General features: G+C 65.1%; 9 protein-coding genes and 1 pseudogene. 5 read left to right on the top strand and 5 right to left on the bottom strand.

The window, feature by feature from the left end:
- Positions 1-5: 5 nt before the first annotated feature.
- The 4 genes from IVB46_RS25305 to IVB46_RS25290 all read right to left on the bottom strand — a co-directional run bounded on the left by IVB46_RS25305 (position 6) and on the right by IVB46_RS25290 (position 4,805).
- Positions 6-989, bottom strand: a complete 984-nt coding sequence (locus tag IVB46_RS25305) for an antibiotic biosynthesis monooxygenase (RefSeq protein ID WP_247311872.1) — start codon at positions 987-989, stop codon at positions 6-8.
- Positions 990-1,003: 14 nt separating this feature from the next.
- A complete protein-coding gene (gene guaD / locus IVB46_RS25300; protein ID WP_247311869.1) occupies positions 1,004-2,401 on the bottom strand; it encodes a guanine deaminase in 1,398 nt (465 codons plus the stop codon).
- Between the two features lie 15 nt (positions 2,402-2,416).
- Entirely contained in the window at positions 2,417-3,634 is a 1,218-nt protein-coding gene (locus IVB46_RS25295) for a multidrug effflux MFS transporter (RefSeq protein ID WP_247311866.1), read from the bottom strand.
- Positions 3,635-4,031: 397 nt separating this feature from the next.
- Complete coding sequence (locus IVB46_RS25290) at positions 4,032-4,805, bottom strand: alpha/beta fold hydrolase (protein ID WP_247311862.1); 774 nt, start codon at positions 4,803-4,805, stop codon at positions 4,032-4,034.
- On the opposite strand from IVB46_RS25290, the gene IVB46_RS25285 reads away from it, so the two are divergent.
- From IVB46_RS25285 to IVB46_RS25270, 4 genes and pseudogenes are all read left to right on the top strand, one after another.
- Positions 4,764-5,612: a GntR family transcriptional regulator gene (locus IVB46_RS25285; RefSeq protein ID WP_247343706.1), complete on the top strand. Its 849-nt coding sequence runs from the start codon at positions 4,764-4,766 to the stop codon at positions 5,610-5,612. The genes IVB46_RS25290 and IVB46_RS25285 overlap by 42 nt on opposite strands.
- A complete protein-coding gene (locus tag IVB46_RS25280) occupies positions 5,609-7,138 on the top strand; it encodes an aldehyde dehydrogenase (protein ID WP_247343704.1) in 1,530 nt (509 codons plus the stop codon). The genes IVB46_RS25285 and IVB46_RS25280 overlap by 4 nt, the downstream gene beginning before the upstream one ends.
- A gap of 77 nt (positions 7,139-7,215) precedes the next feature.
- Positions 7,216-8,582, top strand: a pseudogene (locus IVB46_RS25275) (MFS transporter).
- A gap of 235 nt (positions 8,583-8,817) precedes the next feature.
- Positions 8,818-10,305, top strand: a complete 1,488-nt coding sequence (locus IVB46_RS25270) for an amidase (RefSeq protein WP_247307284.1) — start codon at positions 8,818-8,820, stop codon at positions 10,303-10,305.
- Between the two features lie 16 nt (positions 10,306-10,321).
- On the opposite strand, the gene IVB46_RS25265 is transcribed toward IVB46_RS25270, so the two are convergent.
- Positions 10,322-10,927, bottom strand: a complete 606-nt coding sequence (locus IVB46_RS25265; protein WP_247307282.1) for a TetR/AcrR family transcriptional regulator — start codon at positions 10,925-10,927, stop codon at positions 10,322-10,324.
- 201 nt (positions 10,928-11,128) lie between these two features.
- Between IVB46_RS25265 and IVB46_RS25260 the strand changes: the two genes are divergently transcribed.
- Complete coding sequence (locus IVB46_RS25260; RefSeq protein WP_247307278.1) at positions 11,129-12,373, top strand: efflux RND transporter periplasmic adaptor subunit; 1,245 nt, start codon at positions 11,129-11,131, stop codon at positions 12,371-12,373.
- Positions 12,374-12,482 lie beyond the last annotated feature (109 nt).

Below are 12,482 nucleotides of genomic sequence, written 5' to 3'. Positions count from 1 at the left end.
TGGCCTCACCGTCCCCAATGCCATGCGAGCAGCAGCGCGTACAGGCCCATCGAGCCCGCATAGAGCACGGCGAGCAGTGCATATCCCGCGATCTGGCGGCCGAGCGCTGCCTTCGGCTTGATCCACCAGTCGAGCGCCCTGAAGGCGGCCGGCACGAGAAACCAGCCGAGCAGCTGGGTACTCACGAGATTGCCGACGAACAGCGACAGCCAGACCGGCACGCCGCGGCTGTCGATCAGCGGCGCGCTGACGAAATAGCCCCAGAGATAGACCACGGGATAGAGCACCAGCAGGACGATGAGGTTGCTCTTCCAGATTAAGCCAGGCCCTTGCTCCGGAGCCTGCGTCTTGCCGGCCGGGAACCAGAAATTGAAGCCGTAGCTTGCCCGCTTCACGTTCATGCCAGCGTTGAAGCGCGCGCCTTCCTCAAGCAGCGTCTGCCGCAAGGGCGAGTCCAGCCACGCGTTGAGGTTGGCATCGCTGTCGAACGACAGGATGACGATCCACTCGTCGAGCAGGCCCGGGATAGGCCGCTCGATCTTGTGGCGGAGGAACCCCCTGAACTCGGCCTCCGCGGCCTGGATGCGCTGTTGCCATTTGAGGAACGCATCCTCGAGTCCATCCGGCACCTTGAAGGAGATGACGGCGGAGACCGCGCTGTCGCGCTGAACGCCGGTGTCGGGAAGGATATGAACGTCCTCCGACCCGACGAAGAAGCGCTGCACGTCCGCGATCAACCGCGCCCGCACATCGCTCTGAAGCCAGGCGCGGGCAGCGGCCGGGTTCGCGAAACGCAGGATGGTCACCCAGTCCACATGCGCCGGCGGCTGCGGCGGCACAACCTCCTGGCTGAGGAAGCCGGGCCACGCCTTCAGCGCCTCGCCGACCTCGCCGTTCCACCGCGCGAACGCGGCAAAGCCGTCGTCGGCAATGCGGCGCTGGATGACGAGGGCGACCGCCAGGGCCGCCGGATCCGGAGATGCGCTCATCGCGACCGTCCGCTTCAGCTCTGCTTGTAGAGGCGTTTGCCCATCACCCAGGTCTCGTCGACGCAGCGGTCGTCGCCGACCATCATGACGGCGAACAGCATGTTCGCGACGTCGTCGACCGTGCGCGGACCAGCACCGTCGGCGATCAGCGACTGGTGCCAGGGTTGCGCCAGCTGGCCACCGTTCGGATCGAGCGCGACGAAATCGGCTTCCTTGCCGGGTTCGAAATTGCCGAGCTTGTCGTCGATATAGAGGCCTTCGGCACCGCCGAGCGTGACCGACCAGAAGCCGCGATAGGGCGAGAGCTTGTTGCGCTCGGCTTCCGCGAGATCCTTGCGCGCCGGATCGATGCTGCCGTCGAGCATCGTGTTGTTGCACATGCCGACCTTGTAGGCGTCGTCGAGCACGGAGATCATCGAGAAGCGGTTGCCACCGCCGACGTCGGTGCCGAACGACATCTTCACCCGATGCTCGGGATCGGTGGCGCGGCCGAGGCGGAACAGACCGCTGCCGAGGAACAGGTTCGAGCACGGACAGAACACCACCGCGGCGCCCTTCTTGGACATGCGGCGGAACTCGTTGTTCGAGAGATAGACACCGTGGCCGCCGGAGAACTTTGGCCCGACCAGGTCGAACTTCTCGTAGACGCCGAGATAGTCCTGGCAGTCCGGATGCTCGACCAGCACGCCACTGCACTCGGCCGGGTTCTCGGAGATGTGGGTGTTGACCCAGCAGTCCGGATGCTCGTGCTTGAGGCGCTGACACGCCTTGAGTAGTTCCGGCGAGGCGCCGAAGGCGAAACGCGGCGTGATGGCGTAGAGGTTGCGGCCCTTGTTGTGGTACTGCGCGATCAGCCGCTTGCTGTCGCGATAGAAGTTTTCGGGCGTGTCGATGAACTCGGCCGGCGCGTTGCGGTCGATCCCGGTGAGGCCCGCGATCACGCGCATGTTGCGGCGGGCCGCCTCCTCGAACAGCTCTTCGGTCGCGACCGGCGAGGAGCTGGTGAAGGCCTGGCAGGTGGTGGTGCCGGCGGCGAGCAGTGCGTCGAGAAAACGCTTCACGCCGTCGCGCGCGTAGTTGCGATCCTTGTACTTGATCTCCTCGGGGTAGATCGACTTCTGGAGCCACGGCAGCAGCTGCTCGCCATAGGCACCGAGCACGCGGGTTTGCGGCAGATGGATGTGGCCGTCGATGAAGCCCGGGACGATGATGCGGTCCTTGATATGGGTGACCTCGACGCCCGGATGCGCGGCGGCAATCTTGTCATGGGGACCGAACGCCTTGATGACGCCATCCGTGACGACCATCAGGCCGTCCTGATGGAAACGCGCGGCAGCCTGCTCGTTGCCGATGTGCTTCCAGGGATCGTCGACGAAGTCGAAGAACGTGCCGCGAAAACCGACGGTGGTCATGAATGGGTTCCTTCCTTAAGTCTGTGTGGCGTGGCGCGCCGAAGGCAGCGAGATCGCAAGCAGCGTGCCTGCGACGGCGCAGAGGCCGAGATAGAGCCAGCCGATCGGCGCCTGGGTCGCTTCGGGCAACACCGCCGCGATCGCCATGGCGCCGCTGACCGCGAGATAGCAGAGCGCGCTGATGAGGCCGCCGATCAGGCCGTGGTCGCGCTCGAACAGGCCGAGCGCCATGCCGTACATCATCGGGCACAGCACGCCGCAACCGCCGAGCACCAGCGCGCCGCCGATCGTGATCGACATAAAGTCGAGACCAAGCGTCATGCCGGTCGCGGTGAGGACCGCGGCACCCGCGACAAACAGCGCGAAGGCGCCAAAGCCCATCACGCGGGCCGGCATGAACCGCGCGAAATGCGCGCAGCCGAGCTCACCGGCGAGATTGACGCCGCCAAGGCCGAGCGCGACGAGACCGTAGATGGCCGCGGAATAACCGAGGCCCGTCTGGTAGAAGAACGGCGCGACGACGCCGAACGCCAGTTGCGCGCTGGCCGCGGCGGCGAACACCAGCACGAAGGACAGGAAACCCGGACGGACGAGCGCTTCGCGGAGAATGCTCGCCGTGCGGCGCGGATCGAACGGCGCGCGTCGCTCCGCCGGCAACGTCTCAGGCAGAAGCAGCACGACGATCGCAGCGACGATGGCCGCAGCGATGGCGATGATGACGAAGACCCCGCGCCAGGACGTCAGCTCGACAATGAAGCCGCCAGCCGCCGGTGCGAGCACGGGTGCAAGCCCCCAGGCAGCACCAAGCAGTCCAGAGATCGCCGTGAGCTCGCGGCCGCGAAAGCAGTCGGCCGCAACCGCATAGGCGACGACGAGGCAGGTGCAGCCACCGACGCCCTGCAGGAAGCGCAGCGCAAGCAGTAGCGATGCGCTGGTGGCGAGCGCACAGGCGATGCTCATCGCGATGAGAACCGATAGCCCCGCGAGCAGGACGTTACGGCGGCCGAGCGTGTCGGAGGCGATTCCAACCGGCACCAGCGCCAGACTCATGCCGAGCATGTAGGCGGTGACGGTGTTCTGCATCGATGCGGAATCGGTGGCGAGATCCACCACCATCTGCGGCAGGCCCGGCGTATAGGCATCGAGCGGAATCTGACTGAACGGCACCACGCATAGCAGGATCGGCACGATCCCGCCCTTCGCGCGACCAGCGTCCGAAGCAACTGCAGTCATGGCTCACGCCCCCTCGATGCCCGCGGGTCCCGTCTTTTCGTGCGCGCAATAAGAGGCGACGATGCAGGTTGCGGATATTGACGCGCGGAGCGTGCCAGAACTGTGTATAAAAACTCTTAGGAGGCCCGCTTCAATGCGGGCGGCTGATGCTCTGGTCCTCGTTGCCTGGGGCTGCTCCAACAAAAAATGCGAAAACAACCCCATGCACAGTACAAATCATTGAAGAATTTTGCTCCGGCATCGCGCGGGCCTAGCCCCGAGGACGTTTGACGCGTCGGGCAAAACAGGCGCAGCATTGAACCGTCCCCGCTTGTGAATTCGCTGTCGCACAGAAGCCATTAACCGTTCGGAAGGCATCGCCGTTTCGAGCGCAGGGTCGGCATCGGCCAGGCACAGATCAAAGCAGGAAGCCCTTGAGAGCTCCGAGAAACTGACGCGGCGACTGAAGCTGCGGCACGTGGGCGCAGCCTGGAATGACCTTGAGTTCGGCGCGCGGCAAACCGGCGGCCAGCTCGCGCGACATTGGCGGAGGCGTCGCTTCGTCGTGCTCACCGACCAGAACGAGGGCAGGAACTTTCACCGCGGCAAGTTCGGCGCGGAGATCGAGGCTTGCCAACGCGTCGCATGCGCTGCGAAACACATCGGGATCCGTCTGCAGAAACGCTTCACGACGATCCCGCATCAGTTCGGGATGCCGCTCCTGAAACTCCGGCGCAAACAAGCGTCGCATCGCAACGTCAGTGATCGCCTCGAGTCCCTTCTCCCGCGAGACCCTCGCCATGTTGCGAAACGCCTCGCGGCCGGGCTCCGAGAACGCCGCGCCGCAATCGGCGAGAACGAGCTTGCTGGCGATCTCCGGGTGCCGGATCGCCATCTGCAAGGCGACGAAGCCGCCATAGCCATTGCCGAGCACGATCGCGGGCGCACCGCCCGCAGCCTCTTTCACGGCCTCCGCCATTCTGTCTGCGACAACGACGAGCCCGCCTTCGACCGCACGTGAGCGGCCGAACCCCGGCAACTCCGGCACGATGGTGCGAAACGATCCCTCAAGCTCGGGCACGATCGCATCGAAGCTCGCACGGTCCGACAACAGCGAGTGGAAGAGAAACAGCGGCGGCCCATCGCCCGATTGCGCGGCGTTGACGGTCCCGTTGGCAAGAAGCCTGTCCATGTCCGGTCTTTCCTTAACTTCGTCGGCGGGATCACACCCGTTCGCGTGCCGTGGAGGCCCCCGATTGATAAATCAACTGTCAGGGAATTCAAGCATTTGGCTCTTGACGTGAAATATCAGGATTGCCAAATTGGAGCCAACGACGTCCCTAGAATCATGCTTTTGCGCGAAAACATCTACGATCTTCTGAGGTCTGATATTTTAGCCTGCCGGTTCGCTCCAGGCGATGAAATGCGGGAGCAGGATCTGGCCGAGCGCTATTCGGTGAGCCGCCAACCGGTTCGGGATGCGCTTTTGAGGCTGCAGCGCGAGCACCTGGTGACGGTGCAGCCGCGCCAGGGCTACCGGGTCACGCCGATCTCGCTGTCGGACGCCCGCGACCTCCTGCGCTTCCGTCTTGCGCTGGAGCCGGCCTGCGTCGCCGAGGCGATCGAGAGCGCTCCCGACAGCGTCCTGAAATCGCTCGACGAATTTCGCCGCTTCTCCGGCGACCACGAAGACTTCATCGCCTACAACCGCGGCTTCCACTCCGCGCTGGCTCATGCGTCCGGCAATCGCCGCATGGCGACGGCGCTGTGCGACCTGATCGGCCAGGCCGATCGGCTGGTCCGCGTCAGCGTGTCCAATCTGAAGGGTCACGATCCGGCAAAGCTCGTGGCCGAGCACGTCGCCCTGATCGACGCCATGCAGAGCCGCGAAACGCGAACCGCGGCGCGCATCATCAAGGCCCATATCGGGGCCACCGAAAAACGCGTTCTGCCGGCGCTCAAGCGCAACGCCGTCATCGTCGAGGAGAGATCATCATGAACATTCCATCGAAACCCGCGTCGATCGACGTCGAAACCCATGGCAATTTCATCGATGGACGTGAGGTCGAAGCCGGCAACGGCGTGATGCTCGACGTCCGCAACCCCGCGACGGGCGACGTGATCGCCCGCATCCCCAATTCGACCGCCGAGGACATCGACCGCGCGATGAAGAGCGCGCGCGCGGCGTTCGAAGGCAAGGCCTGGGGCGGCATGGACACACGCGCGCGTGCCAGACTGGTCAACAGGCTCGCCGATGCTTTCGAGGCCAATCTCGACAGCCTGTACCGGCTGGAAACCCTCAACAACGGCCGGCCGGTCAACGAGACCCGCGCCCAGCTGTCCCGCCTGCCCGATTTCTTCCGCCACTTTGCCGGCGTTGCGCTGGCGCGACGCGACTCCGTCATCCCCGTCGAAGGCGCCTATCTGAACTATACGCTTCGCACCCCGATCGGCATCGTCGCCAATTGCACGCCGTTCAATCACCCGCTGATGATCCTGTGCAAGTCGCTGGCCGTGGTGCTGGCGACCGGATGTGTCACCGTGGTCAAGCCGTCCGAATACACCCCGCTGACGACATTGAAGCTCGCGCAGATCTTCACCGAAGCCGGCCTTCCGCCCGGCGTCTTCAACATCGTTCTCGGCCTCGGCCAGAGCGCCGGCAAGATGCTGGCCGAGCATGGCGACATCAACAAGCTGGTCCTGACCGGCGGCACCGAGGCCGGCCGCATCGCCGGCAGCGCAGCCGCAAAAGTGTTCGCGCATCAGACCATGGAGCTCGGCGGCAAGACACCGGTGATGGTGTTCGACGATTTCGACGTCGACCGCGCCGTCAACTACGCCGCGTTCGGCGCTTTCATCGGCGCCGGACAGACCTGCGTCTGCGCCTCGCGCCACATCGTCCAGGCTTCGATCTATGACGAATTCGTCGAGAAACTGCAGGCCAAGACCCGCACGATCCGCGTCGGCGATCCCTTCGACGCGAGCACCCAAATGGGCCCCGTGATCTCCGCCCGGCAGCGCGACCGCGTTCTCACCTACGTAGGCTACGGCCACGAGGATGGCGCGCGTCTCGTCACCGGCGGTGTTGCCGCGAAGGTGCCGGGTCACGACAACGGATACTTCGTCGAGCCGACCGTGTTCGCCGACGTCACATCCGACATGCGCATCTTCCAGGAGGAAGTGTTCGGTCCCTTTACCTCGGTGACGCCGTTCAAGGACGAGGCCGATGCGCTGCGGCTAGCCAACAACTCGCCGTTCGGCCTCGCGGCGGCCATCCGAACCCGTGACGTCGCCCGCGCACACCGCGTCGCCGCCTCCGTCAAGGCCGGCATCGTCTGGATCAACGATCACCACCGTCTCGACCCGGCTTCGCCCTGGGGTGGCGTCGACGATTCCGGCATTGGCCGCGAATGCGGCACCGAGAGCTTCAACGACCACTTCAACACCAAGAGCGTGATGGTCGCGACCCACGAGCAGCCGTTCGACTGGTATCGCGACACGGCCAACCAACTGCGCCTGAACTAGCAAAAAAACGACAAGCGGCCGACCGCCCATAGAAGGCGGGCCGCATCGACCAGAACAACAGTCAGGGGAGAGCGTATATGTCGACATTGGTGAACGCAGGCAGCCGTCTGGATCGGCTGCCGATCGGGCCATTCCACCGCCGCATCATGCTGCTGATCGGCATCGGAATGTTTTTCGACGGTTTCGACATCTATATCGCCGGGACCGTGCTCAGCGTCACGCTGAAGACAGGCTTTTCAACCCTCGCCCAGAACGCGGTTTTCATCTCCGCGACCTTCGTCGGCATGATGCTGGGATCATTCGGCACCGGCTTCCTCGGCGACCGCTACGGACGCCGCTTCACCTATCAATTCAATTTGCTCCTTTTCGGCGTTGCCTCCCTTGCCGCGGCGTTCTCGCCGAACATGGCCTTCCTGATCGCCTGCCGCTTCGTGATGGGCGTCGGGCTCGGGGCGGAGAACGTCGTCGGCTATTCGACGATGACGGAATTCGTGCCCGCGCGCACCCGCGGCAAATGGCTCGGCTTCACCACCGTGTGCGTCGTCACCGGTTTGCCCGTGGCGCTATTGGTCGCGTCCGTGGTGGTGCCGCAATTCGGCTGGCGCTCCATGTTCGTGCTCGGCGGCGTCGGCGCGCTCGTGGTGTGGTACTGCGCAAGTCGCTGCCGGAATCGCCACGCTGGCTGGAAGCGGTGGGACGCACCGCTGAGGCGGAAGCGCTGATGCAAGCCATCGAGAAGGAAGCTGCGCAGGGTCAGCCTCTGCCTCCTCCCGCGGCCACGACACCGGTCCCGGCATCTGCGGATCTCGGCACGCTGTTCACCGCGCCCTTGCTGTCGCGGATGATCGTCGGCGCCGTCTGCCTGATCACCATCAACACCCTGCTCTATGGCTTCGTGACCTGGCTGCCCGTGTTCTTCGTCAAGCAGGGCCTCTCGATCGCGACCTCTTTCGGCTATTCGCTGCTGATGGCGCTCGGCGCGCCCGTCGGCTCGGCCATCGGCGCGCTAACCGCCGACCGCTGGGGCCGCAAGCCCACCATCATCGGTGCATCCCTGATCACGGTGGCGCTTGGAATCCTTTACCCCATGATCTCCGATCCGATCCTGCTGCCGGCCGTCGGCTTCGCGCTGACGGTACCGATCTACGTGCTGGTCGCCCTTCTGTTCGGCATCTATATCCCCGAGCTGTTTCCGACCGAGGTCCGCCTGCGCGCCTCCGGCCTCGTCAACACGCTGGGGCGCGGCGCTACCATCGTCACGCCGTTCCTCGTCGTGTCGCTGTTCGAGTCGCGCGGCGTGGCCGGCGTGATGGCGCTGATGATCGGACTGCTGGTGGTGCAGATCATCACTGTCTGGGCGCTGGGCATCGAACCCCGGCATCGCAGCCTCGAGGAACTCAAGGCGGAGGAATCTGCGTCGCCGGTGCTGAAGGAAGCTTCCTGAGGCTCTCCACCGCGTCATGGCCGGGCTTGTCCCGGCCATCCACGCCTTGCGACGCCGCACTGAGAACGTGGATGCCCGGGACAAGCCCGGGCATGACGACCAGATGCGATAGCGTCGTAGCCCGGATGAAGCGATAGCGTAATCCGGGTCATGCATCCGCGTCGGGATATCTCCTGGATTGCGCTGCGCTCCATCCGGGCTACAAGGTCTCAGTCGGGATACAAGGGAGCTCGTGATGACCGCAGATGCCGCTGACCTGGACTACGGCTCGATCAGCGCCCTGCTGACCGCCCTGCACGCTCGCAAAGTGTCCGCGTCCGAGTTGCTCGCGCATACGATCGCGCGCATCGAGGCGCTGGACGGGCGCATCAACGCGATCATCGTCCGAGATTTCGATCGCGCGAGAGAGGCCGCGCGCGCCGCCGATGCCGCGCTTGCCCGCGGCGAGCGGCTGCCGCTGCTCGGCATTCCCGTGACCCTCAAGGAACCGTTCAACGTCGCCGGCCTGCCGACGACATGGGGCTTCCCGCATTTCAAGGACTTCCAACCGGCGGAAGACGCCCTTGTGGTCTCGCGGTTGAAGGCGGCAGGCGCCATCATCATCGGCAAGACCAATATCCCGATCGGCTTGCGGGACTTCCAAAGTTACAACGACATCCACGGGACGACGAACAACCCGTGGGACCTCGGCCGGTCACCCGGCGGCTCCTCGGGCGGATCGGGCGCGGCGCTGGCGGCTGGTTTCGGTCCGCTCTCGATCGGCTCGGACATCGGCGGCTCGATCCGGGTGCCCGCGCATTTCTGCGGTGTGTTCGGACACAAGCCGAGCCTCGGCCTGGTGCCGCTGCGCGGCTACAGCCTGCCGCCGGCACTACCCGTCCCCGGCCAGGGCGATCTGGCTGTCGTCGGGCCGATGGCGCGCACCGCCTCCGACCTTGCGCTGTCGCTCGACGTGATTGCCGGCCCCGACGAGACGCGCGACGGGATCGGCTATCGCCTTGCGCTACCGGCCCCGCGGCACAACGATCTCAAGGATTTCAGGATCCTCTTGATCGATACCCATCCGCTGATGCCGACGGGCGATGCCGTGCGTTCAGCCATTGGGCGGCTGGCCGACCGGCTCGACAAATCTGGCGCGCGGGTCGCGCGCGCGAGCACCTCACTGCCCGATCTCGCCGACTCCGCGCGGCTTTACATGAAGCTGTTGAACGCAGCGAGAAGCCCGCGCCTGACACCGGCCGCTCTCGCGGAGGCGCAAGGAATTGCCGCGGCACTCTCGGCCGACGACCGCAGCCTGCAGGCCGAGCGCGCCCGCGGCTGGGGCATGATCCATCGCGAATGGCTGGCGACCGACGCGGCGCGCCTGCAGTTGCAGCAGCGGTGGCAGCAGTTCTTCCGCGAGTTCGACGCCGTGATCTACCCGGCCGCCGCCGTACCGGCCTTTCCGCACGACCAGTCCGAGCCGTTCGATGCGCGGCAGCTGGAGATCGATGGGAAACTGCATCCCTATGCCGATGCGTGCTTCATCTGGGCGGACCCGGCCTCGACCTGCGGACTGCCGGCGACCGCCGTCCCGGTCGAACGAACGCCGTCGGGCCTTCCAGTCGGGGTTCAGATCATCGGGCCGTACCTCGAGGACCGCACGACGATTGCGCTCGCCGGGCTGATCGAACGCGAGTACGGCGGCTTCGTCCCGCCGCCTTCGCTGCAATCGTCAAATTGACAACGGCGGGCGGCCGTCACGTTCTGTCGGCCGACTGCGCCTCGACCGCCTGCACGGCAACGCTCGCGACCTGACGCAGCGCCTCGCGGTCGGAGCCTGAGGACGCCATCACGCCCATGCCGACCGAGACGGCCGAGACGTAGCGCGCGAGCGCGGCGGGATCAGAGCTCGGCTTGAGATCGCCTTCGGCCTTGGCGCGAACAAAGCGGTCGCGGAGCTGGTCTTCATTTTGGGCGCGGCGGGCGGCGAGCTCGAACGGGACGTTCTCGGAGCCGCTGCCGCAGGCGATGCCGCCTTGCACGAGCAGGCAGCCGGGCGGGTTGGCGGGATCGGTCTGCTTGTCGGCGATGCCCATCAGCATCCGCTCGGCAACGTCGCGGGCAGTCGGCGCGGCGACCACCTCGTCCATCCAGACGCCCCGCAATTTGGTGTAACGGTCGAGCGCGGCCTTGAGCAGGCCTTCCTTGTTGCCGAAGCAGGCGTAAAGGCTCGGGGGATTGATGCCCATGGCCTCGGTGAGCTGGGCGATGGTGGCGCCCTCATAGCCATGGCGCCAAAACACTTCCATCGCCTGGTCCAACGCCGTTTCGGCGTCGAATTCGCGGGGGCGTCCCATGCCCATGTGCCTGTCTCCTCGGAATTCACGTTCTGCCTGAAGCTTAACGCCGAATCCTATCTATTTGTTCTAGCTTTATTTTCTCTGCTGTCTTCCAATTCTTGCGGTATGCCGCTACAATTTTTTTAGTGAATGATACATAAGTATCTTGCACTGCGACATCCAGCTCCACATCTGTAGTGAACACTACATATCTGGAGCGCGCAAATGCATCCCTCGCAAAACTCCCCTCGCACCGGCCGTTTCCGCCGCCTCCTCGGCGGCGTTGCCATCGTGGGCGCCCTCGCCGTGGCCGGCTCGATCGCGACCGGCCATTACTTACGTGCCGCGCAGGCGACCGCAACGGCTGCGGCAGCTGAGCAGGCCGTCCCTGTCACGGTCGCGCTGATCGAACCGAAGCAGACCGTGCTGTGGGACGATTTCTCCGGTCGGCTCGAGGCCATCAACCGTGTCGAGCTTCGTCCCCGCGTCGCGGGTGCGATCCTTGCGACCAACTTCACCGAAGGCGCGCTGGTGAAGGCCGGCGACGTGCTGTTCAAGATCGATCCGGCGCCTTACGCAGCAGAGGTCGACAAGGCCAACGCCCAGCTCGAGGCTGCCAAAGCGCGCGTCGTGTTCACCCAGAGCGAGCTCGAGCGCGGCGCGCAGCTGGTCGGCAATGCCGTGGTCACACGGCGCGACTACGACCAGCGCGACAATGCCAATCGCGAAGCCATCGCCAATGTGAAGGCGGCAGAAGCGACGCTCCAGACCGCAAAGCTCAATCTCGACTACACCGAGGTGCGTGCACCCGTGGACGGCCGCGTCGGCAAGTTCGAGATCACCGTCGGCAATCTCGTCGCCGCCGGCACCGCCTCCCCGGTGCTGACCTCGCTGGTGTCGGTCAATCCGATCTACGCCTCGTTCGATGCGGATGAAGAGGTCGTGCTGCGCGCGCTGAACTCGATCGCGGATGCCTCCGGCAAGCGCGGCAATCTCGACCAGATCCCGGTGGAAATGACGACATCCGGCGGTCTCTCGGCGAAGGGCCACATCCAGCTCATCGACAACCAGGTCAACGGCCAGAGCGGCACCATCCGGGTTCGCGCCGTGTTTAGGAACGAGGACGGGCGTCTCATCCCCGGCCAGTTCGCCCGCGTGCGCATGGGCCAGCCGAAGCAACAGACGCTGGTGATGATCGACGAGCGCGCGATCGGCACCGACCAGGACAAGAAGTTCGTGATGGGGGTCGGCGACGACAGCCGCGCGGTCTATCGGCCAATCACGCTCGGCGGATCGGTCGATGGCCTTCGCATCGTGACGGCGGGACTGAAGCCCGGTGATCGCATCATCGTCAATGGCCTGCAGCGCGTGCGTCCCGGTGCCCTCCTCAAGACGGAGGTCGCCGCGATGGGCGCGCGTGGACCGCAGCAGGCCTCCAACCACAGCAACCAGGACGTGGTGCAACGCTAGTTACATCATTCCGGACCGCGTGCCCGGAATAACGACGTCATAGAGCTACCAAGACATCGCATCTCGATTCCGGGTTCGCGGGTATTTCCCGCGTCCCGGTAACGGGAGA

Source organism: Bradyrhizobium sp. 61 (genome assembly GCF_023073075.1).
In the GTDB taxonomy this organism is placed as follows: Bacteria; Pseudomonadota; Alphaproteobacteria; order Rhizobiales; family Xanthobacteraceae; genus Bradyrhizobium; species Bradyrhizobium barranii.
Note: the sequence above shows the minus strand (reverse complement) of the source record. Positions and strands in the feature narration are given on the sequence as shown.